The following is a 26633-nucleotide window of genomic DNA, read 5'->3' as shown; positions in this document are numbered from 1 at the left end:
AGGCTCTCGGGTATAACCGAGCCATGGCAGGCGAACAGGGCACGCATCAGAACTCCGAGACGCTGACCGGGGAGCAGGCCGAGCGGATGCTCGCCGAGATGAACGACGTCATCCGCGCGGGCGAGGAGATGCGGAAGCTGCGCGCCGAAATGATCAAGCTGTTCGCCGATTTCGGCTGGACCCAGGACAGGATCGCGCAGCTCACCGGCATGAGTCAGCCCGCCGTGTCCAAGCAGGTCACGAAGTACAGGACGGGCGACCCGCTGCCGCCGACGGATCTCTCCCTCGGCCAGCACGACGCGCCCTGGCTCGAAGGGCGCCTGTGGGGCCTCGCGGAGGAAATCTCCGAGGCCCTCGACGACACCGCCCGCTGTACGCGGTACGTCCACGCCGTCGCCCGGGGGAGGAAGCGCTTGACGCCCCAGAACGTCGACGAGCTGCGGCGCCTCGTCGAAGAGGACCTGCTGGCGCGTCGGGCAGAGCTGCCCGGCGGGTGTCGGGAGGCGTACGACGAGATCAGCCGTGGTCTCGACGTCCCCTCCCCCTCGAAGGTCACGACCACCGCGTCAGGCTCAGCCCCGGCTTCTGTGCGTCGCGCCCTCGCTCGCCAGATCCAGCGCGACCGGATCAAGAGCAACCGGATCAAGGGCGACCGGATCAAGGGCGACCGGATCAAGGGCGACCGGATAGAGGGCGACGACGCCTGAACCCGCTGCCTCGGCGAACCTTCATCACTCACATCCGCGACCGACTCAAGCAACTGACGCGCGTCCACCCGGCCGCGCTTCACCGGGCCCGTCCCATGGTCGCCCGGACCGCTCGGCGTCGTCGAGCCACGGCGATGGCCGCGCTGCGGCCGCAACGGCAGGGACGGAGCCAGGCGTTGTCCTGCGCCGCCCGGTTTCAGTGCAGTGAAAGCATTCTGAGGCCGCGTTGAATGCGCCCTGCCGCAACCTCTGCGGCATGACGACAACGACATCGCGCTCACTCGCCATCGCGGCCAAGGGGCTGCGCAAGGCCTACGGGGACAAGACGGTCCTCGACGGCATCGACCTGGCGGTGCCGACCGGGTCCGTGTTCGCCCTGCTCGGCCCGAACGGCGCCGGCAAGACCACCGCCGTCAAGATCCTCTCCACCCTCATCAGCGCCGACGCAGGCGATCTGCACGTCGGCGGACACGACCTGGCCACCGACCCGCAGGCCGCGCGCGCCGCGATCGGTGTCACCGGGCAGTTCTCCGCCGTCGACAGCCTGATCACCGGCGAGGAGAACATGCTCCTCATGGCGGACCTGCACCATCTCTCCCGCGGCGAGGGCCGCCGTACCGCCGCCGAACTCCTTGGGCGTTTCGACCTGGTCGAGGCCGCGAAGAAGCCCGCCTCCACCTACTCCGGCGGCATGAAGCGCCGCCTCGACCTCGCCATGACCTTGGTCGGCAACCCCCGGATCATCTTCCTCGACGAGCCGACCACCGGCCTCGACCCCCGCTCCCGCCACAACATGTGGCAGATCATCCGCGAGCTGGTCTCCGACGGAGTCACCGTCTTCCTCACCACCCAGTACCTGGAGGAGGCCGACGAGCTCGCCGACCGCATCGCGGTTCTCAACGACGGCAAGATCGCTGCCGAGGGGAGCGCCGAGGAGCTGAAGCGGCTCATCCCGGGCGGGCATGTGCGGCTCCGGTTCTCCGACCCGTCCGCGTACCAGTCCGCCGCCGTCGCCCTGCGCGAGGCCACCGGGGACGACGAGGCGCTGGCACTGCAGATCCCCAGCGGCGGCAGCCAGCGCGAGCTCCGCGCCATCCTCGACTGGCTGGACACGGCCGGCATCGAGGCCGACGAGCTGACCGTGCACACCCCCGACCTCGACGACGTGTTCTTCGCCCTCACCGGCACCGGCACCGTCCCCAACCAGCCCAAGGAGTCTGTCCGATGAGCGCCCCCCTGGCTCCCACCCGCCCCACCCGGATCTCCCTCGCCGTCCGCGACTCGAACACGATGCTGCGCCGCAACCTGCTGCACGTACGGCGCTACCCGTCCCTGACCCTGAACCTGCTGCTCACGCCGATCATGCTGCTGCTGCTCTTCGTCTACGTCTTCGGAGGCGTGATGAGCGCGGGCATCGGTGGCGGCGGCGCGGACCGCTCCGACTACATCGCCTATCTCGTCCCGGGCCTCCTGATCATGACCATCGGCTCCACCGTGATCGGGGCCGCGGTCTCCGTCTCCATGGACATGACCGAGGGCCTCATCGCGCGCTTCCGCACGATGGCGGTCTACCGCGGGTCCGTGCTCGTCGGGCACGTCGTCGGCAGCGTGCTGCAAGTGCTCGCCAGCCTGGTCCTCGTCGGTGCCGTCGCCGTGGCCATCGGCTTCCGGTCCACCGACGCCACGGCCCTGGAGTGGCTGGCGGCGTTCGGACTGCTCGCGCTGTTCACCCTGGCACTCACCTGGATCGCGGTCGGGATGGGCATGGCCAGCCCGAACCCCGAGGCGGCCAGCAACATGGCGACACCGCTGATCCTCCTCCCGCTCATCTCGTCCGCCTTCGTCCCCATCGACGCGATCCCGGGCTGGTTCCAGCCGATCGCCGAGTACCAGCCCTTCACGCCGGCCATCGAGACCCTGCGCGGCCTGCTGCTCGGCACGGAGATCGGCAACAACTGGTGGATCGCACTCGCCTGGTGCGTCGGCCTGACCGTGCTCGGCTACCGCTGGTCCATGTCGCTGTTCAACCGCGACCCGAAGTAACCGAGATGATCGCGCGGGCTGCCTCGCGCAGCTCGTCCCGCCCCAGGGCGGCGTACTCCGACACCGCGTCGGCGTACGCCGCCCTGTCGGACTCCTCGGCCGCCTTCCGGGCGCGGTCCGCCGACATCGTCGGCTGGAAATCGCGCATCACCCGCAGCCGTTCGGCCAACGCGATCATCCGTACGGCGGTGGCGTCGCCGGACGCGAGCCCCGCCATGCCGAGCGCGTGCAGCACCGTCCCGAGCACTGCGAACTCCATGGGCGAGCCGGGCGGACCGGAGAGCAGGGTCCGCAGCCCCTGCCGCAGCCGGTCGACCGGCTCCGCCACCAGCTCCAGACGGCCGGCGTGCGCGTGCGCCGTCACCGCCACCGCCAGGGTCTGCAGCACCCACCGGTCGAAGAAGGGGTCGCCGCCGTGTATCGAGCCGACTGCGGGCAGCGGCTGCACGGCGCAGCGCCACAAGCCGAGCCCGACCTCCGTCAGCCCGCGGGCGAGCGCGATCTCGGCGCGCCCGAGGAGGTCCATGCCGTGGTTGTCCTGCTGCGTGGCGTTGGCGCCCTCCGCCTGCCGCAGCCAGTACTCGGCCTCGTCGGGGTCGCCGCGCTGCAGGCAGGCGAGGACGAGGCCCCAGCGGACGCCGATGATGTCGTGCTCGTCGCCGAACCGTGGCAGCGCCTCAAGCGTCGCTTTGAGGTGCCCGTACGCTTCCTCCCCCCGCTCCGTCTGCAAACACAGCTCGCTCAGCCGGGCGTGGCCCATGACCTGAAGGAACGGGTTGCCGGCCGGAGCCAGTGCGGCCGTGATCCGGCGAGCCGAGGCGAGGGCGCGGTCGATGTCGTGCTCCGACTCCCAGACGTAGGTGGCGACGCACTCTGCGATGCCGGCGAGCAGCGGCTGCTCGCTCTCGCAGAGCTCGTTCAGCACTTCGTAGTCGGGCGGCAGCATCTCGGGGACCGCGCTCAGCACCACCGCGATGGCGCGCACCAGCGTGTCCGGCGGCGCCGGGGGCAGCCGCCTGAGGGTGACGAGATGGCGTACGGCGACCGGGCCGTAGCCCATGAACAGGTTCGTCGTGCACATCACCGCGGCGGCGCGGGCGACTTCGACGTATTCGGGCTCGGGGTAGTAGTGCGACAGCGGCGGGCCGGTGTCCGCGGCGAGGGTGACGAGGCGGGGGTAGTTGGAGCCGATGGACCACAGGGCGGCGAGGACGGCGGTGAGGGCGGCGATGGTGGGGCCGTCCGTACGGGCCAGAGCGTGCCGCAGGGCCAGCACGAGGTTGTCCTGCTCGGCCCTGATCCGCTCCAAGTCGATCAGCGGTTCCGAGCGGAGGAGCCAGTCGTGGTACGCCACCCCGAAATCCCGCGCCCAGGCGAGGAACCGGCCGATGGCCTCCTCTTCCTCCCCCGCCTCCGCGCACCGGGCCGCGCAGAACTCCCGTACGGTCTCCAGCATCCGGAACCGCACGCCGGCCGGGGTCTCGGCGACGGTGAGCAGCGACTGACCGGCCAGCTCCTCCAGCAGGAACAGCGCGTCCTCCCCCAGCACCTGCTCCGCCGCCTCGCCCGAGAAGCCGCCAGGGAAGACGGACAGCGTGCGCAGCGCCGCCCTGGCGTCCTCCGCGAGCAGGTTCCAGCTCCAGTCCACGACCGCGTGCAGCGTGCGGTGACGCTCCGGCGCGTCCCGCGCCCCGCCGCGCAGCAACGCGAACCGGTCGCCGAGGCGCCGCGCGATCTCCGGCACCGACAGCACCCGCACCCGCGCCGCGGCCAGCTCCACGGCGAGCGGCAGGCCGTCGAGGTGGCGGCACAGCCCGGCCACCGCGTCCGGCGGCAGCTCCACACCGGGACGGGCGGCCCGGGCCCGCTGCGTGAACAGCTCGACCGAGGTGTCGAGACCGAGCTCCGGCAGCGCGTACACCGCCTCCGAGGTGAGGCCGAGCGGGGCCCGGCTGGTGGCGAGCACCCGCAGGTCCTTCGAGGACGAGACCAGTGCCCGTACGAGGTCGGCGGCGCCCCGGACGACCTGCTCGCAGTTGTCGATGACCAGCAGAGCGGGCCCGGAGCCGAGCACGCCGATGATGCCGGACACCGGATCGGCCGAGGCGTGGCCGCTCATCGCGCCGTGCCGTCCCTCGCCCGCGCCGAGCGCGGAGGCCACCTCCGCGGCCACGTCCGCGTCCGCGGTGACGCCGGCGAGCGGCACGAAGTACACCACGCGCTGCTCGGCCCGGCGGCTGACGGCGTGCGCGAGCCGGGTCTTGCCGAGACCGCCGGGGCCGACGACGGTGACGGCGCGGGAGGCCCACAGCAGCCGCTCCACCCCCGCGATGTCCTCGTCCCGGCCGAGCAGCGGGTTCGGCTCGTGCGGCACGCCGTGTCTGGCCACGGGCGCCTCGCCGCGCAGCAGCTCCTGCTGCACGGCCTTGAGCCCGGCGCCCGGGTCCGTGCCGAGCGCCTCGCGCAGCTCACGGCGGTACGCCTCGTACCGCGTCAGCGCGGCGGACGGGCCCGTCGTCGCCGCCTGGCCGCGCAGCAGCTCGGCGAGCACCTCCTCGTCGCGGGGATGCTCCGCGGCGGCCGCGGCCAGCGGTCCGGCGGCCTCCGCGTGCCGTCCGAGGCGGGCGAGCGCGAGCGCCCGGGCGCGTACGAGCGTGCGGCGGACGGGGGCGCGCTCGGTGCGCAAGGCGGCCACGGGGTCGTCGGTGTCGCCGGCCCCGTCAGCGGTGCCCTCCCAGAGCGCGAGCCCCGCCTCGGCCGCGGCCAGCGATCCCGCGTGGTCCCCGGCCCTGGCCCGGTCCGCGCTCGCGGCGGCGCGCAGCAGCAGGGCGGAGCTGTCGACCTGGTCCTCGGCGAGGGTGAGCCGGTATCCGGTCGGCGTGCTGACGAGGACGTCGGCGCCCAGCTGCGCCCGCGCCCGGGACACCAGGACCTGCACCGCCTTTCCCGGCCGCTCCGGCAACTCGTCCGGCAGCCACAGCCCTTCCACAAGCCGCTCGGTGCTGCAGCCCGTGCGCAAGTCGCCCGCGAGCAGCGCGAGGAGGCCGCGGAGCCGGGGTGCGGTGACCTCTTGTCCGCGATAGGCGACACGGGGCAGCAGAGTCAGGTCGGTGGTCACCCGTGCAGATTAGCCACGTACTTGACTGCGCGCGGCCGGCTCAGGAACGACGCTTGGCCACGCTCTCGTTCCACACCCACCGGCGCCTGTCCCACTCGTCCATCAGCGCGGCGCATGCGGTCGACAACACACGCAGCCGGAACGTCCACCGGCTGTGCCCGATGGCCGCTACGACCGCCCCCACCCCCGCCACACCCCACCCCTCCACGACCCTCGGACCGAAAGTCCGCAGCCCGTGGGTGTGCAGTGGGCTGCACCCGGCCCGGACAGCCGGCTGCACCAGGGCTGCACCAAACAGAAAGGTGGCCGCCCGTCCGCTTGTGCATGTGTTCGCCTACTCTGATCGCCATGCGGAAGACCTTGGGGCAGGCAGCACGGGCCACGGTCCAGCTGGCTGTGGCCGCCGGCCTGACCTTCGGTACGTACATCTTCATCACCATCCTGTTGATCGCGGCCACTGCCACCCTCACGGTGATCGGCGCCGGGATGCTGCCCGAGACGGTGCTCCTCGTGCGCCGGGTCGCCGGAGCCAAGCGGCGCATGGTGACGAGGTGGACGGGCCAGGAGATCCCCGAGGCGTATCAGCCCATCAAGGGCGCGCTCCGCGAGTCCTTCCGCACGGCCGTCCGTGACCCGGGCACGTTGACCGACATGCGCTGGATGTTCGCCTACTACGGCTACGGCCTCCTGCCGGTCCTGATGCTGCCGCTGTGGCCGGTGGGCCTGGTCGTCGACGGCGTGTGGTGCGGGCTGCTGCGCCGCCGGGCGGTCGTCCTCCCGCTGATCAGCCGTCTCGCGGACCTCGACGCCAAGTGGTCCACCGCCCTGCTGAAGCCCTCCCCGAAGGCACTGCTCACCGTGCGCGTCGAGGAGCTGACCCAGACCCGGGCGGGCGCGGTCGCCGCGCACGGCGCGGAGCTGCGGCGCATCGAGCGCGACCTGCACGACGGCACCCAGGCCCGGCTGGTCTCCCTGTCGATGCGGATCGGGCTCGCCCTGCGCGCGTACGAGAAGGACCCGGAAGGCGCGCGCAAGCTGCTGGACGACGCGCAGGACCAGGCCCAGGAGGCGCTGGCGGAGCTGCGGCACGTCGTACGCGGCATCCACCCGCCGATCCTCACCGACCGCGGCCTCGCCGGGGCGGTCCGGGCGCTTGCCGCGAGCAGCGGGCTCGATGTGACGGTGACCGTGGACGGCCTGGAGGACGCCGACACCGAGCGGGACGGGGCGCGGGCTCCGGCGGCCGTCGAGGCGGCCGCGTACTTCGTGGTGGCCGAGTCGCTGACGAACGCCGCGAAGCACAGCGGCTCGGAGCGGGCCGCCGTCCACCTCGCCCGTACGGGCAAGGGGCTGCGGCTGACCGTACGCGACGAGGGCGAGGGCGGCGCCGACGAGGCCGGCGGCTCCGGGCTGCTCGGTATGCGGCGACGCGTCGCCGCGCTCGACGGGACCCTGATGATGACCAGCCCCGCCGGGGGCCCGACCATGATTGAAGTGGAGCTGCCGTGCGTGTGGTGATCGCCGAGGACAACGCCTTGCTGAGACAGGGGCTCGTCCTGCTGCTCACCTCGTCCGGGCACGAGGTGGTGGCCGTCGCGGGCAGCGGTCCCGAGGTGCTGCCCGCGATCCTCGAGCACCGCCCGGACATCGCCGTGCTCGACGTCCGGATGCCGCCCGGCTTCCGCGACGAGGGCCTGCGCGCCGCGCTCGCGGCGCGCAAGGAGATTCCCGGGCTGCCGGTGCTCGTGCTCTCGCAGTACGTCGAGGAGTCGTACGCCGCCGAGCTGCTCGGCGGTGGGTCCAGCGGGGTCGGCTATCTGCTCAAGGACCGGGTGGGGCGGGTCGACGAGTTCCTGGACGCGCTCGACCGGGTCGCGGGCGGTGGTACGGCTCTCGATCCCGAGGTGGTGTCCGAGCTCCTTGTGCGGCGCCGGGACTCGCCGTTGGACTCGTTGACCCCGCGTGAGCGCGAGGTGCTGAAGCTGATGGCCGAGGGGCACGACAACGTGACGATCGCCAAGGCGCTCGTTGTCACGGAGCGGTCGGTCAGCAAGCACATTGGCAATGTGTTTCTGAAGCTGGGGCTGCCGCCGAGTGATAGTGGGCATCGGAGGGTGTTGGCGGTGCTGGCCTACCTGAACAACGCGTGAGCGCTCCGCTGGGTTCGGCGGGTGACTCCGGGTTCGGTGGGTGACCGCGGGTTCGGTGGGTGACCGCGGGTTCGGTGGGTGACCGCGGGTTCGGTGGGTGACCGCGGGTTCGGTGGGTGACCGCGGGTTCGGTGGGTGACCGCGGGTTCGGTGGGGGCTGGGCGCGCAGTTCCCCGCGCCCCTGGAGGGGCTGAGGCCGGTGCGTGAGCTGCCGGTCGTTCGTGGCTGAGCGCGCAGTTCCCCGCGCCCCTGCGGTCCGCACCCCTGGCGGGCGCGGACCTGACCGGCTCGGATCTGGCGGGCTCGGAACAGGCTTCGTCAGCCCTTCTTCAGGACCAGTTCCGTGTTCTTGTCCCCCGGCTCTCCCGTCAGCGTGTCCCGTCGGCCCGGGGCGTTGAAGGACAGTTCGCGGTAGAGGGCGGCCAGGCCCGTCTGGGAGAGGTCGGCGAAGTCCGTGCGGTGCGGGGCGGCGGACTCGATGAGCGTGGTGAACAGGGAGACCGTGCCGTCGTGGTTGTCGACGACCTCGATGACCCGGGCGAGCTGCGGGAAGTCGATGTGCGAGGCCGTGGAGATCTCCCAGAAGGAGCGGCCGTCGGGCGCGGAGTGCGGGGTGATGTTGTTCTTGTGGCTGTGGCCGTTCACCCAGGCCAGGGTCGAGCGGTGGCGGCCGAGCAGGGCGAGCACCTCGTCGCCGCCGTGCCGCCGCTCGCCCGGGTGGTTCGGGTCCTCGCGGAGGTTGCGCATCGACTTGCTGGTGTGGTGGCTGAAGACGATGACGTGTTCCTTGTTCTTCTCGGCCGTCCGCAGCGTGCGCTCCAGCCACTTCAGCTGGGCGGTGCCGAGCGAGCCCTCGTAGTGGCCGCCCGGATCGGTGGTGTCGATGCTGACGCCCAGCAGGTCGTCCGCGATACGGAAGGTGTAGTACTGGGTCTTCGCGGCGAGGTTGGCCTGCGAGTAGCCGTGCCCGACGGGACCCGCGCCGGCGTGCGCCGGGTCGAGGTGTGCCTGGAGGTACTCGGCGGGTGTGAAGGGCGCCCGACCCTCGTCCGGAGTGACCGAACGCATCCGCCGCGCCTGGGACTTGAGCATCTCCCTGAAGGCCGAGCCCTTGGGATCGCCGCCCTTCCTCATGTTCTTCCAGAGGGCGGCGGTCATCGTCTCGTCCAGCGTCATCAGCTTCTTGCCGCCGACCGAGAGGTCGGTGAGGAAGGAGTCGCCGGGCGCGTAGCAGCCGCCGGGCAGGGAGTCGTGGTTGCCGACCGTGGAGTACCAGGGAAGGTTGAGGCCGGGGCTGCGCACCTCGCGGATGGCGGCGGCGAGGAAGCCGTCGATGCGCGGGAAGCCGAGCTGCTTGTCGGCGTCGCGCAGGGCCGCGTCGGGCTGCCAGTACAGCTTGAGGTCGCTGTTCTGGACGCCCTCGTAGCGGCTGGGGTCACCCGAGTTGGGGGTGACGCGGCCGCCGCTCATCACCTTCAGGAACCAGTCCAGCTCCGTCTTCGCGTTGTTGTCCGTGTTGTCGCCGGTCGTCATCACGAAGTGCAGCGGAGAGCCGGTTACGGGGGCTCCGCGCAGCGCGTTGACCCGCTCGACGAGCGAGACCGCGCCGGCCACCGACAGGGACTCCTGCGGGCGCCAGGCACTGGCGGTCTGGGCGCGCAGGTACTCGTACCGCAGCGGGTGCTGTACGTCGACCACGTGCAGGTCGGTGAACTGGACGAAGGAGGCGAGCGTGGTGCGCCGCCCCTCGCGCCCGGCCTTGGCCGCGGCCAGCTCACCGCGGACGACACGCGGCCAGGCGGGTCCGTCGCCGAGCCGCCGGAATCCGGAGCCCGAGCGCGGGGCGGAGACGGTCGAGAGGGTCGTGCCGCGGGTGTACGGGGCCAGGGGCGCCGCCGGGGCTCTGCGGGAGACGGCGATCGGCTGTCCCTGAGCGGTGGCGGAGTCGGTGGCGGCCTCGCTGGTACCGGGCCGCAGCGCGAAGCCGATGCCCGCGGAGAGGGACACCGCCCCGGTGGCGGCCAGGAAGGCGCGGCGGTCACGAACAGTGGCGGTGGCGACAGAGCGTATGCGCGACATGGCGCGGTCTCCCCGAGTGCGAACGCGTCAGCAGTGGTCGCGGGGCGTTCGGGCTGCGAACTCCCCGCTCATACTGGATCGTTGGCATCGGGAATGACCTGGGAGTTAACTCGACAGCAACGGGCAGCACCGATCACCGTACGTGGATCTTGGACTACCCTCCGCGTCCACCCAGCCCTCTTCGAACCGAGGGGAGGCGGTCACTCCATGTTCACTTCGCTGGGTACGGAACCTATTTTCGGGTGACCTTCGGGTGACCGAGGTCACCTAGGTGATCTCGGGGACTCCCGCCGTATGTCCCGCCGCCGGCCTCTCCCGCCACAGCGTGAGCCCGACGTCGACGAGCCCCACCCGGTCCAGAGCGGACACCTCGTCGAGCGGGTGCCAGGCCGCCATGTCGGTGGAGCCGTCTGTCTCGTGCCGGAGTTCGCCGCCGGTGACGCGGACCTCGTAGACGATCCGCAGGCCGTGGAAGTCGGCGGCGCTGCCGAGGCGGCGTGGATAGCCGCGTCGCATGGAGTCGATGCCGAGCAGCGCGACCGGCTCGACCGCGTACCCGGTCTCCTCCTCGGCCTCCCGGACGACGGTGTCGTACGGGTCCTCGCCGTGGTCCATGCCGCCGCCGGGCAGCGTCCAGCGTTTGCTGCCGTCCCTCGCCACCCAGCGCGCGAGGAGCATCCGCCCGTCCCGCACGCATACGGCGTAGGCCGCCACCCTCAACTCCTTGTGCATGCGCAGACGTTACGGCAAGTCGTCATGACAGGGGCGGGTTCACCGGTGAGTACTCGGGGGGCGACCAGCTCAACGGGCTCGCCCCGGGCGTGTCCACGACTGCCTCGACGGTGAAGCGGACGGTGCGGGTGCCGTCGGGACCGAACTCCGTGCGGGCCGTGCCGGAGAGCTGGAGGGCGGCCCCCGTCTCCCAGTCGAGGAAGAGCAGTCCGGCACGCGGGTCGGCGGTGAGGTTGCCGAGGGTGAGGAACATGGAGTTGCCGGGATAGTCGCGCCAGCTCAGCTCGGACGGCCCGTCGACGCGCACGAAGCCGGGGTTGCCGCCGCGATGGCTGGCGTCTGCGCCGTCGCCGTGCACGGTGGCGAGGAAGAAGGTGTCGGCGGCGCTGACGAACTCCTCTTGCGCGGCGCCGAGTTCACTGCCGCGCAGCGGTTCGCCCGGGCTGCGTCCGACCGTCTCGTACGACTCTCTCCTCTGCAGGTACTTGGGGCAGTTGGAGAAGACCTGGTCGGCCTCGATCGCCAGGCCGCGGGGTGTGGGCCTGGACCGGCCGTTGAGGCGCATCCGGCGGCGGGTGCGCGGGTCGAGCGCGATGGTGCCGACCGGGGTTCCCGCGACCGTGAGCGCCGCGGCGAGCGGGTCGCCGGCGCTCGGCTCGCCCGCGACCGAGATCTGCCGGGGGCCCGTGGCCCGTACGAACCCGGGCTCACCGGTGACCAGTGAGGCCCACACCCGGCCGCTCTCCGGATCGGCGGCACCGAGGACGAGCATCGGCTGGAGCTCCAGGAAGGCGGCGGCGACCGGCCGCAGCCCGTTCCCGATGGACCGCCCGACGTGATCGGCGAGTTCGCGCACGCCGACCCGGTCCTGCACGGCCCGCGCGCCGGAGTGGTAGGGCATGGTGTCCTCCTTGAAGAATCCGCGGGTCCGGCCTTGGAGAATCCGCGAGTCGGAGCAGTCGGAGCAGTCGGAGCAGTCGGAGCAGCCAGAGGGTCCAGAGGGTCCAGAGGGTCCAGAGCTAGAAGAAGCCGCAGGTCGGAGCGGCGGCGGACGGGGCCGGCGCCTCCTCGGCGCCGCTGGTCGTGTAGATCTCCAGGCGCGTGCCGTCGGGGTCGTGGAAGAAGATGCCGCCGGACGCGGCGCCCTCACCGTGGGCGACGATGCCCTCGTAGGCGAACTCCACGCCGTAGCCGCGCAGCGCCGTCTCGTACGCCCTGACCTGTTCGACCGTGTCGACCTCCAGGGCCAGGTGATGCAGTCCGGCGCCGGTGGCCGCGTACCCGTGGTCCGCCTGCTGCCACAGCGTGAGGGTGGGGCGGCCGTCCTCGCCGAGGAAGGCGTACCTCCGGCCCTCCTCCTTGCCTTCGCCGATCACGGTGAGACCAAGGACGTCCCGGTAGAAGGCGAGCGAGCGGTCGAGCTCCGTGACGTTGAGGCCGATGTGACCGGTGCGCGGTGCGGTGGCTGCCGTCAGCATGGCACTCCCCTTTGTATCGGGCCCACATGGGCCAACCCCTGTGGGCCAACCTCCTTGGGCTAACCCCTGTGGATTAGATTAAAGGTTAGAATCGAAGAGCGCAACCGGTCACGTACTCTTGACTGGTTAGCAAGGAAGGGAACCGTCACATGTCCGTCGCCAGGGATCCACGGCCGCTCACCGGGGAGCCGCTCTCGCTGGACCTGCTCAACACGCGGTGGATGCGAGACGGGGTGGCCCAGGACCTGCTCGCGGACACCGACGGGCTCGCGGTCTGGCTGGCCGCCAACAAGCTGGACTTCGCAGCCGACGAGGCGGCACTGCGCCACGCGCTGACGGCGAGGGACGCGCTGCTGGCCGTCGTGGACGGGTCCCTGGAGGATGGCGCGGAACGCGTCGACGCCGTGCTGACCCACGGGCGGATCCGGGCGACGCTGACCGCCCAAGGCCCGGGCGAGGACGCCGAGTTCAGTGACGCGTCCTGGGGGCCGGCCTGGCTCGCGGCCCGCAACTACCTGGAGTTGCTGAGCACGGCCCCCGATCGCATCCGCCACTGCGCCCACGAGTCGTGCGTCCTGCACTTCTTCGACACCTCACGGAACGGCACGCGCCGCTGGTGCTCGATGGCGGCCTGCGGCAACCGGGCGAAGGCGTCCCGCCACTACGCGCGCACGCGTGAGGGCTGAGTCCTCCGGAAATGTCCGGGCCACCGCCCCCACCTCCCGAGCCGGCAAGGCCATCTCGGCGGCGGAGAAGCTGTCCTCCGTCCAGGAGATCGACCTCAAGGAGGAAATCAAGCTGGACGACCCGACGCCGGGCGGCGCGGGCACCGAGGGCACCAGATGCACCGGACGGCAGTTCTTCGGCGATCTCCGGCTGGTCAACGCCCGCGGCAGCGCGGCCGGTCCGATGAAGGCCCCGATCGACCTGGTGACCGGCTGAGGTAGGTCACCGGTTGACGCAACATCGTGACCACGACCACGCCGTCCACTGAGGGGGGGGCCGGGCGGGTCCGGTTAAGAACCGGACTGCCACGGCTGCGGACGAGGAGCGGATACACCCCCGTGGCACCCGCTCCTCGTCCTGTCCTGCCGGGCAAGGGGCGGGTCCACCCCCGTAGCACCCGCCCCTTGCCCCGTCTCTCCCCCGCGTGCCCCTCACTGCCCGACGGACAGCGCCCAGCGCACCCCCGATCCCGCGGTCACCTGGAGTACGGCGTCCTCGCGGGCCTTCTTCAGGGCGATCTGGTTGTACGTACTGCTGACCTCGCCGGCGACGCACTCCAGGGGGAAGCTCAGGCCCACCGGTTTCAGTTCGACCGTCAGCGTCCCCTCGCCCTGGCAGTTCACGGCGATGGACAGCGGCCCGGGCCGTGCTCCGCCCTCCAGCGGTACGGTCTGGTTCCCGCGGGCGTCCTTCACCGACGCGATCACCTCACCGTCGACGACCTGGGGCGCCTCGGTCACGGTCTCGCCGTCGATGTGCTCGGCCCGCCCAGTAGCCTTCGCGGGCTTCGCCGGCGGCTTCGCCGAGGGCGACCCGGCGGCAGCCGTGGCAGCGGTGGCTGTGCCCTCGCGACCGGCGTCGTCCTTCGTGCAGCCGCTGCTCAGCGCCACCGCCAGGCAGACCGCCGCGAGCACGGCGGCCCGACCGGGACGACCGCCGCTCAGTCCTCCCACAGGTACCAGCCGACCTTCATGGGCGAGTAGCTGGTGATGGTCTTCTTGGCCGACGTCTGGCAGTTGTCGTAGATGGTGTAGCTGACGCCGGTGTTCTTCAGCCGGTAGACCCCGTACTTGGCGTTGGTCGTCGTCCTCGACGGCGTGTCCACGCTGATGGAGTTGCCGAGCTTGGCGGTGAGCGAGGCCGACAGATTGACCTCGTACTTCGCCTCGATCTTGGCGATCAACCTGTCGACGCTGACGGTGAGACCCGCCGTGACACTGACGCCGACCGTGCTGGACACCTCGGAGGTGAACGTCGATTTGGCGGTGCGCGAGGTGTTGTTGGTGTTGGACAGCGTCGGGCCGACGCCCTTGTGGTACTTACCGCCCTTCGTCTGCGGCGTGTAGATGTTGGCCCGGTCGCAGACCTCGCGGTTGACGCCGTCCGTCGGCGGCTTGGCGGGTCTGGGAATCTCCAGTTCGTCCTCCAGACCGCTGCCCGGGTCCTGCGTGACCTCCGGGGCGGGTACGTCGACGACCGCCTCCTCCGGTTCCGCCGGCGGCTCCGTGCCGAGGACGATCTCGTCGGTGACCGGGTCCGTCTCGTCCGCGTGAGCCGTGGCCGACGCGGTCGCGGCCAGCGCGGTGACCGCGACGACCGTCACGGCGGCCCGGGTGGCGGTGCGGGCGGCGGTGCGCCAGGCAGAACTGGGCGAGTGCATGGACATGCGTGAACTCCCTTTCAGAGATGGGAAGTCGAAGTGACCGGGTGGAAGCGGAACCTACTGTTCGCTTCCCGGCGTCTCCGACATTAGGCCGGTGCGGGGCCCCCGAGCAGCCCTGTCGCCTGGCACCCGGCGGCCATGACCGGGTGCTGCCAGCAGGCCACCCCACCGGGCCGCGCGCTTCGCGCCCGAGGGACCCGGATACACCGCGGGGCCGAAGTGGACGATCGGGTACCGTCTGCCCACCTGACCTGACCTGTTCTGACCTGACCAGTCACCGACCACGCAGGGGGAATTCATGCTGGAGACCATCGGCATCGACAGACCGACCCACGACGTCTACCGGGCCCTGCTGCTGAACCCGTCATGGACCCTGGAGGACATCGCCCGGGAGACCGGTCTCGTCACCGCCGAGGTCCGCGCGGCGCTCGACCGGCTCACCCAGCTGTCCCTCCTGCACGAGGCCACCGACCACCAGTTCGTGCCCGTCAGCCCCGAAGTCGCCCTCTCTCCACTGCTGTTGCGGAAAGAGGCCGAACTCGACGAGCAGCGGGCACGCCTGTCCCGGGAACGCGCGGCGCTGGCCACCCTCGTCTCCGAGCACGCGTCACTCGCCGCGCACCGCGGCGACAGCGGGGTTGAGCGGCTCGAAGGCCTCGACGCGGTGCGGGTCCGGCTGATGGAGCTGGCGCACCAGGCCGGTGTCGAGGTGTGCACCTTCGTGCCCGGCGGGGCGCTCAGCGCGGCGGCGCTGGAAGCGGGGCGGCCGCTCGACGAGCAGAACCTCGCGCGCGGGGTCCGGATGCGGACCGTGTACCTGGACAGCGTCCGCAACGACTCCGCGACCGTCGACTACGCCACGTGGCTCGCCTCCGTCGGCGGCGAGACGCGCACCGCCCCCACGCTGCCCATGCGCATGATCCTCTGCGACCACACGGCGGCCGTGCTCCCCATCGACGCCGACGACAGCAGACAGGGGGCTCTGCTGATCCGCTATCCCAGCATGGTGCGGGCGCTGGAGGAGCTCTTCGACGTGGTCTGGGAGAGCGCGGTACCCCTCGGCACGGCACCGCAGGGCGTTCCCGAGGACGCGCGCAGCGACCGTGAGGCGGCCCTGCTCAAGATGCTGGCAGCGGGCATGACCGACGAGGGGATCGCCCGCAAGATGGGCGTCTCACTGCGGACGGTCCGTCGCAACACGGCGGATCTGCAGAAACGTCTCGGCGTCCAGAGCCGGTTCCAGGCGGGGGCGGAGGCCGTACGGCGGGGGTGGTTGTGACCAGGTGGGGCGGACAGATGGCCGGTCGGTCAACGTCGGCGTACGCGTGCGGTCGGCGGGTGGCGACAGCAGTACGAGCAGGGGTGCGCGCCGCCGGGCAGGTGACCGGGCCGGGTCGGCCGGCAGTGGGCTGAGGCCCGGTCCGCCGGTATGCGTGCGGCAGGACGCGGGCGGCGGGCGGGTGGCAGCTCCCTGCCATGACCGGGGGATGACACGCGTCGGGCGAAGGACCGGACCAGTCCCTTGCCTAGGGTCGGGCGGGTGTATGCAGTCAAGGTCGTCCTCCAGCCTCCGCCCGGCCCCGTCTCCCCCGAGGATCCCGGTCCACCGGCCGTCATGCCCAGTGACCGGCGGCTCGACGCGATCGCCCAGTACACCCGGATCGCCCCGCAGCCGGGGATCGCCCACGTCACGCTGGCCCGGTGGGGCGTACGTCTGGTGGGCATGACGTTCGTCGAGGCCGCGAGCCCGGATGAGGCGTTGCTCCGGGCCCGGTACGGCTGGGACCGGTGGCTGAGCCTGCCCGGTCTGCTGCCGGGTTGGGTGCTCCGCGACTGCCGGGCCGACCGCTACCTGAGCGCCGACGGGTATCTGAGCGTCCAGGGGGGCATCCGGCCGCGGCTGGCATGAGAGTGCCATGTCCGCCAGAGGCCACCGGCGACCTGCTGACAGGGACATGTACAACCCGCATGATCGTCATCAGAGCGCGTTTGACGACCAGGAACGCCGGCATCAGGGAACACCGGCATCAGGGAACACCAGGGGCGAAGGATGCAGAGGCACAGGATGAGACACATCACCGGGCGAGCCGTCAGGACCGCCATCGGCACCGCGGCGGCCATCGCGACGCTGGCACTGCCGCTGGTCCTCGGCACCGCCCACGCCGCACCCTCGGACGGCACCTCGTCCGTACGGATCGCTTCCGACCCGGTTGAACCGGTGGAGTTCGACGATCCCAAGCCGCCCAAGCCGGCCAAGCCGGAGAAGCCCGTCGACCCGGAGAAGCCCATCGACACCACCGGCAGCTGGGTGTGGGACGACTGGGAGTAGGTCGCCCCACAGGCGCGGCCGTACGGCTCGGATGACGTACTGGCTCGGATGACGTACGGGGAAGGGGCGGGCGCCCGGTTGACCGGGCGCCCGCCCCTTTCGTTCCGTCAGCCGCGGCCCTGCGGCGGGCCCGCGCACTTCAGCCCCCGCGCCCCGGGCAGCGCGTCCACGATGCCCTCGCGGGCGTCGCCGACACCCCAGCCGGTCTCCCAGTCCTGCCGGTCCTCCGGGTACACCGGCACCCGGATCAGCGTGTAGGTACCCACCTTCAGGTCCTCGCGCGCGCTGTCGAGCAGCGTGACGGTGATCGTCGGGTGGTCCGTCGCGGACCGCTCGGGCCGGTAGTAGCGCTTCACGTCCAGTGCGACCCGTACGTTCCCGTCACCCGTGGGCGTGATGCTCCGCACGGTCCCCTCGACGAGGACCTTCGAGCAGGCGATGTGCATCTCGGGGGAGGCCGCCAACTTGCCGCTACCCTCGTCCGCGGCCGACGCGTTGCTGTCACTCGACGCCCCGGTGTCGCCGCTGCCGCCGTTCGCACCGAGCCACACCAGCCCGCCGAGCATCGCCGTGCCGACGGCGGCGACCATGGCGCCGAGGGCCACGCCCGCGAAGCGCAGGGACCAGTGCGGCTTCGGCGGCCTGAAGGGCGTGGGTGGCCTGAGCGGTACGGGTTCCGCCGACCGCTCGGGCCCCTCCGACTGCTCCCGATGCTCCTGCTGCACCGACCGCTCGGATCGTTCGCTCGCCGTGGCCAGCGTGTCCCCCATGGCCCGCAGCTGTTCTCGCAGCAGAGCCACGTCCGCGACAGCCGACCGGTGCTCCGCCATGAACTCCGCGTTGTCGTGGGCCCCTTCGGGCAGCGGCTCGTCCGTGATCGCGGCCAGCAGCGCGTCGGCGGCTGAACTGCCTTCGTAGTCGGCCACGTCACACCACCTCGTCCTCGTGCAGGCGGGCGCGCAGCGCGCGGACCGCCGTGTGCAGCCTGCTCTTGACCGTGCCCTCCGGGATGCCGAGCTCCTCGGCGATCCCGCGGACCGGCAGATCGGCGTAGAAACGCAGGACGAGGATCTGGCGCTGGGCGTCGGGCAGCTCGTCCAGGCCCTGGGCCACGGCGAGCGAGAGCACCTTCGTGTCCTCACCCGAGTCCCCCGCGGTGGGCTCCGACGGACGCAGCGAGGCCAGGCGCTCACCGATCCGCTCCTGGCGCTTCCTGGCCCGGTGCCAGTCCATCGCCAGGTTCGAGGCGACGACCGCGGCCCACGCGGACACGTCACGCGGTGCCTCCGCCCCGCTCGCCGCCCGCTCCAGGAGCCGCAGCCGGACCTGCTGTACCCCGTCCGGCAGGTCCGCCTGCGGCACCCCGCCGAGCGCGAGCACCGCACGCACCCGGCGCTCCTGGGCCGCGTCCAGCGGATCGTCGACCGGCTCGTGGCCCGGAACGCCGACCCCCTGGGCGCGGCGGGCTTTTCTGCGCAGCACAGCCACCCTCCCCTCCCGCGTTTCCTCTATGACGCCGGCCTCGCGCGAAACGTTCGGCCCGGTCCGAGAAAACGAGGAAACGAGAAAACACAGCCTCGTGGAGCCACCAGCCATGGAGTCGTACGTCACATCGGCCCCGAACCCGGGATCACGCTCGCGTACGCGCCGGACGGCCGGCTCGGCCTCCTGGTCGCCCGGGAACCGGACGAATGCCCGCAACGGGTGCGCCGGATCTGCACAGATTCCGGTCCGCGGCGGTTGCCGGGCGGATATCTGCAGATCAGGCCGGGTAGGCGCGGGATCGTCGAGGCACGTGGGTGCCTCGGTCCCGGGCCCCGGTCCGTCCCGCTTCCCGGGCAAAGGATTGGACACGCGGGCCGGGGTGAGACGCATGATGGAAACGCTCGGCCAGTGATGAAGGCCGGTGATCAAGGCCAGTAATGAAGAGGCAGAGGGAGTCGCCGTGAAGGTAGGAATCGTCGGAGCCACCGGTCAGGTCGGCACGGTCATGCGCAGGATCCTCGCGGAGCGGGACTTCCCGGTGGAGACGCTGCGTCTGTTCGCCTCGGCCCGTTCGGCCGGTTCGACGATCGACTACAAGGGCACGGCGGTGACCGTGGAGGACGCCTCCACCGCGGACTACTCCGGCCTCGACATCGTCCTGTTCTCGGCGGGCGGCGCCACGTCCAAGGCCCTCGCCGAGAAGGTCGCCTCCCAGGGTGCGGTCGTGATCGACAACTCCTCGGCCTGGCGCAAGGACCCCGAGGTTCCGCTGGTCGTCTCGGAGGTCAACCCGCACGCCGTCGCGGACCGGCCCAAGGGGATCATCGCCAACCCGAACTGCACCACCATGGCCGCGATGCCGGTGCTGAGGCCGCTCCACGAGGAGGCGGGCCTCGAGGCGCTGGTCGTCGCCACCTACCAGGCCGTGTCCGGTTCCGGTCTCGCCGGTGTCGCCGAGCTGCACGGCCAGGCGCAGAAGGTGATCGCCGAGGCGGACAAGCTGACCCACGACGGTTCGGCGGTCGACTTCCCCGAGCCGCAGGTCTACGAGCGCCCCATCGCCTTCAACGTGCTGCCCCTCGCCGGCTCCATCGTCGACGACGGCCTGCACGAGACCGACGAGGAGCAGAAGCTCCGCAACGAGTCCCGCAAGATCCTGGAGATCCCGGCCCTCAAGGTCTCCGGCACCTGCGTCCGCGTCCCGGTCTTCTCGGGCCACTCGCTCCAGGTCAACGCCCGTTTCGCGCGTCCGCTGAGCGTGGAGCGCGCGACGGAGCTGCTGGCCGGAGCCCCGGGAGTCACCCTCTCCGACATCCCGACCCCGCTCCAGGCCGCCGGCCAGGACGCGTCCTTCGTCGGCCGCATCCGCGCCGACGAGACGGTCGACAACGGCCTCGCCCTCTTCGTCTCCAGCGACAACCTCCGCAAGGGCGCCGCGCTGAACGCGATCCAGATCGCTGAGCTGGTGGCGGCGGAGCTGAAGGGCTGACATCTTCCGCAACCCCGCCCCTTCCCGAAACTGAGGGCTGCCGCCCCCCAGACCCCCGCTTATTGGCCGGAACGGCCTCGTCCCCAAACGCCGGACGGGCTGGTCGTGCCTGGACTGGGCTGGTTGGTTCAGCGAAATTCAGCCCCTCCGGCGTTTGCGGAGCGGGGGTTCTGGGGCCGGCCCCAGACGGGGTCGGGGGCCGGCCCCAGACGGGGTCGGGGGCCGGCCCCAGACGGATGGGACGGGTAGGTGCGGCGGGGGCGAAACCCCCTACACCCGCCGCACCTCGAAGTGAAAACACCCGTACTCAACCGCCCGCACATGCACCAGCACCACCTCCGGATCGGCGAAGGCCTCCGCGAAGGCCGCGTCGAACCCCTCCTCGGACCCCTCCGGGATCTCCAGGAGACGGCCGCCGACGATCTCGCCGTCGGCGTTGTAGCGGCGGACGGCCCGCAGCGCACCGACCCGGCTGAACGGGTAGCCCTCCAGCGCCGCAGGCCCCCCACACTCCTCGGCGTGAACGAAGACGGGCCCCTGCTCGTCATACGCCCCAGGGTCGACCCCCGCCCCGGCAGCCCACCGCCGCAACGGAGCGTACGAAACGAGCGCAATCCGCTCGCCCCGCCGGGCAGACCGCAGACAGCAACGCAGCGGACTCCCACCCTCCCCGTCCACGAACGGAACACACGGCCGCCCCGCGTCATCGCTCGCACGGAGTTCCTTCAGAGCGCCCGGTGAAATGGGGCGTGCGGTGTACGTCGTCATGCACTCAAGGCTCGCGCCCCCGACCACGTCCCACCGGCGGGAAACGGACATCGCATTGCGCGCGGCTCCCGTGGAAGGATGGCGGAACCGACACATAACGAGGAGATGACCGCGTGCCTGGCACAAACCTGACCCGCGAAGAGGCACAGCAGCGGGCGAAGCTGCTCACCGTTGACTCGTACGAGATCGATCTCGACCTCTCCGGCGCGCAGGAGGGCGGCACCTACCGGTCCGTGACCACGGTGCGCTTCGACTCGGCCGAGAACGACGCCGAGTCCTTCATCGACCTGGTGGCACCGACCGTCCACGAGGTGATCCTCAACGGGGATCCGCTGGCCGTGGACGAGGTCTTCAAGGACTCGCGAATCGCGCTCCCGGGGATTCTGCAGGGGCGCAACGTCCTGCGTGTCGTGGCCGACTGCGCCTACACCAACACCGGTGAGGGACTGCACCGGTTCGTCGACCAGGTCGACCAACAGGCCTACCTCTACACACAGTTCGAGGTTCCGGACGCCCGCCGTGTCTTCGCGAGCTTCGAGCAGCCGGACCTGAAGGCCACCTTCCAGTTCACGGTGAAGGCGCCCACCGGCTGGACCGTCATCTCCAACTCGCCGACGCCCGAGCCCAAGGACGACACCTGGGTCTTCGAGCCGACGCCGAGGATCTCGACGTACATCACGGCGCTCATCGTGGGCCCGTACCACTCCGTCCACAGCGTGTACGAGAAGGACGGGCAGTCGGTCCCGCTCGGCATCTACTGCCGGCCCTCCCTGGCCGAGTTCCTCGACTCGGACGCGATCTTCGAGGTCACGCGGCAGGGCTTCGAGTGGTTCCAGGAGAAGTTCGACTACGCGTACCCGTTCAAGAAGTACGACCAGCTCTTCGTGCCGGAGTTCAACGCGGGCGCGATGGAGAACGCGGGCGCGGTCACCATTCGCGACCAGTACGTCTTCCGGTCCAAGGTGACGGACGCGGCGTACGAGACACGGGCCGAGACCATCCTGCACGAGCTGGCCCACATGTGGTTCGGCGACCTCGTGACCATGGAGTGGTGGAACGACCTGTGGCTGAACGAGTCGTTCGCCACCTACACGTCCATCGCCTGCCAGGCATACGCACCCGAGTCCCGCTGGCCGCACTCGTGGACGACCTTCGCCAACTCCATGAAGACGTGGGCGTACCGGCAGGACCAACTGCCCTCCACGCACCCGATCATGGCCGAGATCCGCGACCTCGACGACGTGCTCGTCAACTTCGACGGGATCACGTACGCCAAGGGCGCGAGCGTTCTGAAGCAGCTCGTCGCGTATGTCGGCATGGACGAGTTCTTCCGCGGTGTGCAGGCGTACTTCAAGGCGCACGCGTACGGGAACACCCAGCTCTCCGACCTCCTCGGCGCGCTGGAGGAGACCAGCGGACGCGACCTGGGCATCTGGTCGCAGAAGTGGCTCCAGACGGCGGGCATCAACATCCTGCGCCCGGAGATCGAGACGGACGCGAACGGCATCATCACGTCGTTCGCGATCCGCCAGGAGGCCCCGGCCCTGCCCGTCGGCGCGAAGGGCGAGCCCACTCTCCGTCCGCACCGCATCGCGATCGGCCTCTACGAGCTGGACAGTTCGGAAGGCGCCGACGGCAAGCTGCTGCGCGACGACGAGGGCGGCCGCATCGAGCTGGACGTCGACGGCGAACTGACCCCCGTACCGCAGCTGGTGGGCAAGCACCGCCCGGCCGTCGTGCTCCTCAACGACGACGACCTCTCGTACGCGAAGGTCCGCCTCGACGAGCAGTCGCTGGCCTTCGTCACGGAACACCTGGGCGACTTCGAGTCGTCCCTCCCCCGCGCCCTGTGCTGGGCCTCGGCCTGGGACATGACGCGCGACGCCGAGCTCGCGACCCGCGACTATCTCTCCCTCGTCCTCTCCGGCATCGGCAAGGAGTCGGACATCGGCCTCGTGCAGTCGCTGCAGCGCCAGGTGAAGCTGGCGATCGAGCTGTACGCGGACCCGACCGCGCGCGAGGCGCTGCTCACCCGCTGGACGGACGCGACGCTGGCCCACCTGCACGCGGCCGAGCCGGCGAGCGACCACCAGCTGGCCTGGGCGCGCGCCTTCGCGGCGACGGCCCGTACGCCGGAGCAGCTGGACCTTCTGGAGGGCCTGCTCGAAGGCAGGGAGTCCATCGAGGGCCTGGCCGTCGACACCGAGCTGCGCTGGTCCTTCGTCCAGCGGCTCGCGGCGGTCGGCCGCTACAACGAGGTGGAGATCGCGGGCGAGTACGAGCGCGACAAGACGGCCGCCGGTGAGCGTCACGCGGCGACCGCCCGGGCTGCCCGCCCGACCGAGGAGGCGAAGGCCGAGGCGTGGGCGTCGGTCGTCGAGTCCGACAAGCTCCCGAACGCCGTGCAGGAGGCGGTGATCGGCGGATTCGTCCAGACAGACCAGCGCGAGCTGCTCGCTCCCTACACGGACAGGTACTTCGCGGCGGTCAAGGACGTCTGGGACTCGCGCTCGCACGAGATGGCCCAGCAGATCGTGATCGGGCTCTACCCGTCGGTCCAGGTCTCCCAGGACACGCTCACGAAGACGGACGAGTGGCTGGCCTCCGCCGAGCCCAGCGCGGCCCTGCGACGGCTGATCTCGGAGTCGCGGTCGGGCGTCGAACGTGCGCTGAAGGCACAGGCGGCGGACGCGGCTGCGGCGCAGTAGGCCGTGGTGCGGTAGGCCGTAGTGCGGTAGTGCGGTAGGCCGTAGTGCGGTAGTGCGGTAGTGCGGTAGTGCGGTAGTGCGGTAGTGCGGTAGTAGAGCGTGGCGTAGGTCGTACGCGGATGGGGGCGCCCGGTGTCGTGCCGGGCGCCCCCCTTTCATGTGCGAGTTTCATGTGCGAGCGCGGCGAGGACGATGCCGAGACCGAAGCGAGCTCGGTGTGGAGCTACCGTCGCAGGGCCGGAATGGTCACGGCCATCGAATCCTTTCGACCGTTCCTTTCAGCTGAACTGAAGGATTGAGTGGCCCGCGTGGGGGCGCCGAGCTGGCCGAACACCGTCGCCCCGAAGGCCAGCGCCATGCCCGCCAGTTGCACGGGTCCCAGCGCCTGGCCGAGCGCCGCCCAGCCGATGACGGCCGCCGTCAGCGGCGACAGCGGGCCGAGGAAGGTGACCTGCGTGGCGCTCAGGCGGCCGATGCCCCGGAACCAGAGCCAGTACGCGACCGCCGTGTTGGCCAGAGCGAGGTAGAGGTAACCGCCGACCGCCCGACTGTCGAGCGCGGGCGGCGCACCCTCCACGAACAGCGCGACCGGAGCGATCAGCAGCCCGCCGGCGGTCAACTGCCAGCCCGTCAGGGCCAGCGGGCCCACGCCCTCGGGGCGCCCCCACCTCTTCGTGAGCACCGTGCCGGTGGACATCGACGCGGTCGAGGCGAGAGCCGCGAGGATGCCGACGGCGTCCAGCGCACCGGCCGCCTTCAGTACGACGAGGCTGACGCCGAGGGCCGCCGCGATGCCGGTGAGCAGCGTACGGAGAGTCGGGCGCTCGGTGAGAAACGCCGCCGCGAGGCCCGCGACGAAGAGCGGTCCGACGGAACCGACAACCGCCGCCATGCCGCCGGGCAGCCGGTAGGCGGAGAGGAAGAGGAGCGGGAAGAAGGCCCCGATGTTCAGCGCGCCCAGGGCCGCCGCCTTCCACCACCAGATGCCGCGGGGCAGCGTGCGGGCGAGGGCGAGTATTACGAGTCCGGCGGGCAGGGCTCGCAACAGGCCGGTGAACAAGGGGCGGTCGGCCGGGAGGAACTCCGTCGTGACGGCGTACGTGGTGCCCCAGGAGATGGGGGCCAGGGCGGTGAGGGCGATGGCGGCAGGGCGGCTCATGACCGGCTCCAGGGGCGAGGAAGGGCAGCTCGACGAGAGGTGGCTTGGCGAAAAATAGCTTAGCACTAAGCTACTTTCTATCAATCTACTTTCTGCAAAGCAACTTTCTGCCAAGCAACTTTCCGCCAAGCCACTTTCTTGCAGCCGACCGACCGGCCCACGGATACTCACCCCATGAGCACGCCGAAACCCCCCAGGGACCACGTCGACGCGATCATCGACCAGTGGGCCGCTGTCCGGCCCGATCTGGACACCGCCGCGATGGAGGTCTTCGGCCGCGTCTACCGGCTGTCGCGGACCATGGGCGACCGGATGGAAAAGGCGTACGCGCGCTTCGGGATCTCGCGCGGCGAGTTCGACGTACTGGCGACGCTCCGGCGGTCCGGCCCTCCGTACGCCCTCTCACCCCGCCAGCTCTCGGCGACCCTGATGCTGACCACCGGGGGTATGACCGGGCGGCTCGACAAGATGGAACGGGCCGACCTGCTCCGCAGATCCCCCGACCCCCACGACCGCCGAGCCCTCCAAGTGACGCTCACGGACAAGGGGTTGGCGATGACCGACGAGGCGGTGGAAGCCGGGCTCGCCGTTCAGACGGAGGCACTGTCGGCACTCGACGAGGAACAGGCCGGGCAACTGGCCGACCTGTTGCGTCAGTTGCTCGGCGGACCCACCGGCGACTAAGCGCTCCGCTGGAAGAACGGTGATGCTGTGCGGATATGCGGCTCCGCCGCGTGCGCGGACCGGTGAGGGCTGGTCGCGCCCCGCGGCGGAGCCGCATACGTCACAGCCCCGCGCCCCTTACGGAGCGCCGTACCGCACCGAACCCAACCAAGGCCAAGGCCGCTTAGCCCACCGCTTCGGCCAGCGCCGCGTCGATCTCCCCCGCGTCCGCCCAGTCCGCCGCCCAGGCCACGTATCCGTCGGGGCGCACCAACAGCGCCGTACGCCGATCACTTGCCCAACGCGTCACCACGACGCGGTCCTTGCGGTCTCCGGCGTCGACGTCGGCGGGCGTGACGAGTACGAACCTGCCGCCCCGCAGGGCCTCGTACATGCGCCCGTGCCGCAGCGCCACGTCCGGGACGCGCTTACCGACGAGCGGGTGGGCGCCGCGGGGGGCCGGGTAGGCGTAGCCGGTCCCGGTGATCTGGCCGAGCACCCGCGTGGGTACCGGGCGGGCACGGTCCAGGAACACGGTGAGCAGGGCGCGGGCCACGAGGGACCAGGGCCGCTTCAGTGACTGTTGGCCTACGACTATTAGTCAACAGCCGTAGGCCAACGCGCGTTTGCCACCATAGGGTGACACCCCTGGACCGTCAACAGCTGTTGGCCTACGGTTGTTGGCATGACTGACACCAGCACCAATTCCCCCGCGCAGACCCCCCGCCGCTCCGACACCACACGCGCGACCATCCTCGCCGCCGCGCGCGAACGCTTCGCCGCCGACGGATACGAGCGAGCGACCATCCGCGCCATCGCCCGGGACGCGAACATCGACCCCTCGATGGTGATGCGCTACTACGGCAACAAGGAGGGACTGTTCGCGGCGGCAGTCGACGTCGATCTGCGGCTGCCCCTCCCGGAAGAAGTGCCGAAGGCGGAGGTCGGCCGGATCTTCGTCGAGCACTTCGTGGATCTGTGGGAGAGGAACGAAGTGCTGACCGCGTTGCTTCGGGTCGGCGTCGCCAACGCGGCCGGGGCCGAGCGTATGCAGGGCATCTTCAGGGAGCAGTTGATGCCGGTCGCCATGCGCGTGTGCCCCGACCCCGAGCAGGCCCCGGCGCGCGCCGCGCTCGTCGCCTCACAGATGCTGGGGATCGCCCTGACCCGGTACGTCCTGCGCTTTCCGCCCGCCGTCGACCTGCACCGCGACGAGATCGTGGCCTGGCTGGCACCGACCATCCAGCGCTACGTGACCGCCCCGCACCCCGGCCAATCCCGCTGAGAACACAGCGAGGGAGCCGTCCTCGCATACGTACACGGCCGTGTACGTATG

The 26633-nt window shown here is 71.0% G+C and carries 26 protein-coding genes; 14 read left to right on the top strand and 12 right to left on the bottom strand.

Annotated elements, in window-relative coordinates; all coding sequences use genetic code 11:
• Positions 1-23: 23 nt before the first annotated feature.
• From ACTWQR_RS47965 to ACTWQR_RS47955, 3 genes are all read left to right on the top strand, one after another.
• On the top strand, positions 24-707 hold the full coding sequence (locus ACTWQR_RS47965; RefSeq protein ID WP_443233641.1) for a helix-turn-helix domain-containing protein: 684 nt from the start codon (positions 24-26) through the stop codon (positions 705-707).
• Positions 708-963: 256 nt separating this feature from the next.
• Positions 964-1935 carry an ATP-binding cassette domain-containing protein gene (locus tag ACTWQR_RS47960; RefSeq protein ID WP_443233640.1) on the top strand — a complete coding sequence of 324 codons (972 nt, stop codon included), beginning with the start codon at positions 964-966 and terminating at the stop codon, positions 1933-1935.
• On the top strand, positions 1932-2750 hold the full coding sequence (locus ACTWQR_RS47955) for an ABC transporter permease (protein WP_443233639.1): 819 nt from the start codon (positions 1932-1934) through the stop codon (positions 2748-2750). The genes ACTWQR_RS47960 and ACTWQR_RS47955 overlap by 4 nt, the downstream gene beginning before the upstream one ends.
• Here ACTWQR_RS47955 and ACTWQR_RS47950 read toward each other — a convergent pair.
• A complete protein-coding gene (locus tag ACTWQR_RS47950) occupies positions 2731-5868 on the bottom strand; it encodes an ATP-binding protein (protein WP_443233638.1) in 3138 nt (1045 codons plus the stop codon). The genes ACTWQR_RS47955 and ACTWQR_RS47950 overlap by 20 nt on opposite strands.
• 348 nt (positions 5869-6216) lie before the next feature.
• Here ACTWQR_RS47950 and ACTWQR_RS47945 point away from each other — a divergent pair, with 348 nt between their 5' ends.
• Positions 6217-7386 (top strand): histidine kinase, encoded by a 1170-nt coding sequence (locus ACTWQR_RS47945; protein WP_443233637.1) that lies wholly within the window; start codon positions 6217-6219, stop codon positions 7384-7386.
• Positions 7374-8018, top strand: a complete 645-nt coding sequence (locus ACTWQR_RS47940) for a response regulator (protein ID WP_443233636.1) — start codon at positions 7374-7376, stop codon at positions 8016-8018. Before ACTWQR_RS47945 ends, ACTWQR_RS47940 begins: the two co-directional genes overlap by 13 nt.
• A gap of 318 nt (positions 8019-8336) precedes the next feature.
• Here the strand turns inward: ACTWQR_RS47940 and ACTWQR_RS47935 are convergent, their stop codons facing one another.
• The 4 genes from ACTWQR_RS47935 to ACTWQR_RS47920 form a co-directional block, all read right to left on the bottom strand.
• A complete protein-coding gene (locus ACTWQR_RS47935; protein WP_443233635.1) occupies positions 8337-10097 on the bottom strand; it encodes a TIGR03767 family metallophosphoesterase in 1761 nt (586 codons plus the stop codon).
• 267 nt (positions 10098-10364) lie between these two features.
• The gene (locus ACTWQR_RS47930) at positions 10365-10829 is read right to left on the bottom strand and encodes an NUDIX hydrolase (RefSeq protein ID WP_443233634.1); all 465 of its coding nucleotides are present in this window, start codon (positions 10827-10829) and stop codon (positions 10365-10367) included.
• 22 nt (positions 10830-10851) lie between these two features.
• Positions 10852-11730 carry a pyridoxamine 5'-phosphate oxidase family protein gene (locus tag ACTWQR_RS47925; protein WP_443233633.1) on the bottom strand — a complete coding sequence of 293 codons (879 nt, stop codon included), beginning with the start codon at positions 11728-11730 and terminating at the stop codon, positions 10852-10854.
• A gap of 118 nt (positions 11731-11848) precedes the next feature.
• A complete protein-coding gene (locus ACTWQR_RS47920; protein ID WP_443233632.1) occupies positions 11849-12307 on the bottom strand; it encodes a VOC family protein in 459 nt (152 codons plus the stop codon).
• A 149-nt stretch (positions 12308-12456) separates the two neighbouring features.
• Here ACTWQR_RS47920 and ACTWQR_RS47915 point away from each other — a divergent pair, with 149 nt between their 5' ends.
• Both ACTWQR_RS47915 and ACTWQR_RS47910 read left to right on the top strand, forming a co-directional pair.
• Positions 12457-12993: a CGNR zinc finger domain-containing protein gene (locus ACTWQR_RS47915; protein WP_443233631.1), complete on the top strand. Its 537-nt coding sequence runs from the start codon at positions 12457-12459 to the stop codon at positions 12991-12993.
• Positions 12983-13249, top strand: a complete 267-nt coding sequence (locus ACTWQR_RS47910) for a hypothetical protein (protein ID WP_443233653.1) — start codon at positions 12983-12985, stop codon at positions 13247-13249. Before ACTWQR_RS47915 ends, ACTWQR_RS47910 begins: the two co-directional genes overlap by 11 nt.
• A 215-nt stretch (positions 13250-13464) precedes the next feature.
• Here the strand turns inward: ACTWQR_RS47910 and ACTWQR_RS47905 are convergent, their stop codons facing one another.
• Entirely contained in the window at positions 13465-13986 is a 522-nt protein-coding gene (locus ACTWQR_RS47905; RefSeq protein ID WP_443233630.1) for a hypothetical protein, read from the bottom strand.
• On the bottom strand, positions 13974-14699 hold the full coding sequence (locus ACTWQR_RS47900; protein ID WP_443233629.1) for a hypothetical protein: 726 nt from the start codon (positions 14697-14699) through the stop codon (positions 13974-13976). The genes ACTWQR_RS47905 and ACTWQR_RS47900 overlap by 13 nt, the downstream gene beginning before the upstream one ends.
• A gap of 295 nt (positions 14700-14994) precedes the next feature.
• On the opposite strand from ACTWQR_RS47900, the gene ACTWQR_RS47895 reads away from it, so the two are divergent.
• From ACTWQR_RS47895 to ACTWQR_RS47885, 3 genes are all read left to right on the top strand, one after another.
• On the top strand, positions 14995-15975 hold the full coding sequence (locus tag ACTWQR_RS47895) for a LuxR C-terminal-related transcriptional regulator (protein WP_443233628.1): 981 nt from the start codon (positions 14995-14997) through the stop codon (positions 15973-15975).
• A gap of 261 nt (positions 15976-16236) precedes the next feature.
• Positions 16237-16605, top strand: a complete 369-nt coding sequence (locus ACTWQR_RS47890; RefSeq protein WP_443233627.1) for a hypothetical protein — start codon at positions 16237-16239, stop codon at positions 16603-16605.
• A gap of 156 nt (positions 16606-16761) precedes the next feature.
• Positions 16762-17025 carry a hypothetical protein gene (locus tag ACTWQR_RS47885; protein WP_443233626.1) on the top strand — a complete coding sequence of 88 codons (264 nt, stop codon included), beginning with the start codon at positions 16762-16764 and terminating at the stop codon, positions 17023-17025.
• Between the two features lie 107 nt (positions 17026-17132).
• On the opposite strand, the gene ACTWQR_RS47880 is transcribed toward ACTWQR_RS47885, so the two are convergent.
• Both ACTWQR_RS47880 and ACTWQR_RS47875 read right to left on the bottom strand, forming a co-directional pair.
• Positions 17133-17951 carry a hypothetical protein gene (locus ACTWQR_RS47880; RefSeq protein ID WP_443233625.1) on the bottom strand — a complete coding sequence of 273 codons (819 nt, stop codon included), beginning with the start codon at positions 17949-17951 and terminating at the stop codon, positions 17133-17135.
• Position 17952: 1 nt separating this feature from the next.
• Positions 17953-18513: an RNA polymerase sigma factor gene (locus ACTWQR_RS47875; protein WP_443233624.1), complete on the bottom strand. Its 561-nt coding sequence runs from the start codon at positions 18511-18513 to the stop codon at positions 17953-17955.
• Between the two features lie 457 nt (positions 18514-18970).
• Here ACTWQR_RS47875 and ACTWQR_RS47870 point away from each other — a divergent pair, with 457 nt between their 5' ends.
• The gene (locus ACTWQR_RS47870) at positions 18971-19999 is read left to right on the top strand and encodes an aspartate-semialdehyde dehydrogenase (RefSeq protein WP_443233623.1); all 1029 of its coding nucleotides are present in this window, start codon (positions 18971-18973) and stop codon (positions 19997-19999) included.
• Positions 20000-20269: 270 nt separating this feature from the next.
• Here ACTWQR_RS47870 and ACTWQR_RS47865 read toward each other — a convergent pair whose 3' ends face one another.
• Entirely contained in the window at positions 20270-20767 is a 498-nt protein-coding gene (locus ACTWQR_RS47865; RefSeq protein ID WP_443233622.1) for a DUF1203 domain-containing protein, read from the bottom strand.
• Positions 20768-20880: 113 nt separating this feature from the next.
• Here ACTWQR_RS47865 and pepN point away from each other — a divergent pair, with 113 nt between their 5' ends.
• Entirely contained in the window at positions 20881-23475 is a 2595-nt protein-coding gene (pepN, locus tag ACTWQR_RS47860; RefSeq protein ID WP_443233621.1) for an aminopeptidase N, read from the top strand.
• A gap of 223 nt (positions 23476-23698) precedes the next feature.
• Here the strand turns inward: pepN and ACTWQR_RS47855 are convergent, their stop codons facing one another.
• Positions 23699-24634 (bottom strand): EamA family transporter, encoded by a 936-nt coding sequence (locus tag ACTWQR_RS47855; protein ID WP_443233620.1) that lies wholly within the window; start codon positions 24632-24634, stop codon positions 23699-23701.
• A gap of 174 nt (positions 24635-24808) precedes the next feature.
• Between ACTWQR_RS47855 and ACTWQR_RS47850 the strand changes: the two genes are divergently transcribed.
• A complete protein-coding gene (locus ACTWQR_RS47850; RefSeq protein WP_443233619.1) occupies positions 24809-25318 on the top strand; it encodes a MarR family winged helix-turn-helix transcriptional regulator in 510 nt (169 codons plus the stop codon).
• A gap of 163 nt (positions 25319-25481) precedes the next feature.
• Here the strand turns inward: ACTWQR_RS47850 and ACTWQR_RS47845 are convergent, their stop codons facing one another.
• Positions 25482-25853 (bottom strand): aromatic-ring hydroxylase C-terminal domain-containing protein, encoded by a 372-nt coding sequence (locus ACTWQR_RS47845; protein WP_443233618.1) that lies wholly within the window; start codon positions 25851-25853, stop codon positions 25482-25484.
• Positions 25854-25982: 129 nt separating this feature from the next.
• Between ACTWQR_RS47845 and ACTWQR_RS47840 the strand changes: the two genes are divergently transcribed.
• Positions 25983-26582: a TetR/AcrR family transcriptional regulator gene (locus ACTWQR_RS47840; RefSeq protein ID WP_443233617.1), complete on the top strand. Its 600-nt coding sequence runs from the start codon at positions 25983-25985 to the stop codon at positions 26580-26582.
• Positions 26583-26633: the final 51 nt, after the last annotated feature.

It is taken from the genome of Streptomyces sp. 2A115, assembly GCF_052245575.1.
In the GTDB taxonomy this organism is placed as follows: Bacteria; Actinomycetota; Actinomycetes; order Streptomycetales; family Streptomycetaceae; genus Streptomyces.
This window is presented reverse-complemented; position numbering and strand designations above follow the sequence as displayed.

What these genes read in the sequence shown, in the direction of transcription:
- ACTWQR_RS47965 (WP_443233641.1), top strand. Translation starts at nt 24, where the DNA reads ATGGCAGGCGAACAGGGCACGCATCAGAACTCCGAGACGCTGACCGGG.
- ACTWQR_RS47960 (WP_443233640.1), top strand. Translation starts at nt 964, where the DNA reads ATGACGACAACGACATCGCGCTCACTCGCCATCGCGGCCAAGGGGCTG.
- ACTWQR_RS47955 (WP_443233639.1), top strand. Translation starts at nt 1,932, where the DNA reads ATGAGCGCCCCCCTGGCTCCCACCCGCCCCACCCGGATCTCCCTCGCC.
- ACTWQR_RS47945 (WP_443233637.1), top strand. Translation starts at nt 6,217, where the DNA reads ATGCGGAAGACCTTGGGGCAGGCAGCACGGGCCACGGTCCAGCTGGCT.
- ACTWQR_RS47935 (WP_443233635.1), bottom strand. Translation starts at nt 10,097, where the DNA reads ATGTCGCGCATACGCTCTGTCGCCACCGCCACTGTTCGTGACCGCCGC.
- ACTWQR_RS47930 (WP_443233634.1), bottom strand. Translation starts at nt 10,829, where the DNA reads ATGCACAAGGAGTTGAGGGTGGCGGCCTACGCCGTATGCGTGCGGGAC.
- ACTWQR_RS47925 (WP_443233633.1), bottom strand. Translation starts at nt 11,730, where the DNA reads ATGCCCTACCACTCCGGCGCGCGGGCCGTGCAGGACCGGGTCGGCGTG.
- ACTWQR_RS47920 (WP_443233632.1), bottom strand. Translation starts at nt 12,307, where the DNA reads ATGCTGACGGCAGCCACCGCACCGCGCACCGGTCACATCGGCCTCAAC.
- ACTWQR_RS47915 (WP_443233631.1), top strand. Translation starts at nt 12,457, where the DNA reads ATGTCCGTCGCCAGGGATCCACGGCCGCTCACCGGGGAGCCGCTCTCG.
- ACTWQR_RS47900 (WP_443233629.1), bottom strand. Translation starts at nt 14,699, where the DNA reads ATGTCCATGCACTCGCCCAGTTCTGCCTGGCGCACCGCCGCCCGCACC.
- ACTWQR_RS47895 (WP_443233628.1), top strand. Translation starts at nt 14,995, where the DNA reads ATGCTGGAGACCATCGGCATCGACAGACCGACCCACGACGTCTACCGG.
- ACTWQR_RS47885 (WP_443233626.1), top strand. Translation starts at nt 16,762, where the DNA reads ATGAGACACATCACCGGGCGAGCCGTCAGGACCGCCATCGGCACCGCG.
- ACTWQR_RS47865 (WP_443233622.1), bottom strand. Translation starts at nt 20,767, where the DNA reads ATGACGACGTACACCGCACGCCCCATTTCACCGGGCGCTCTGAAGGAA.
- ACTWQR_RS47855 (WP_443233620.1), bottom strand. Translation starts at nt 24,634, where the DNA reads ATGAGCCGCCCTGCCGCCATCGCCCTCACCGCCCTGGCCCCCATCTCC.
- ACTWQR_RS47850 (WP_443233619.1), top strand. Translation starts at nt 24,809, where the DNA reads ATGAGCACGCCGAAACCCCCCAGGGACCACGTCGACGCGATCATCGAC.
- ACTWQR_RS47840 (WP_443233617.1), top strand. Translation starts at nt 25,983, where the DNA reads ATGACTGACACCAGCACCAATTCCCCCGCGCAGACCCCCCGCCGCTCC.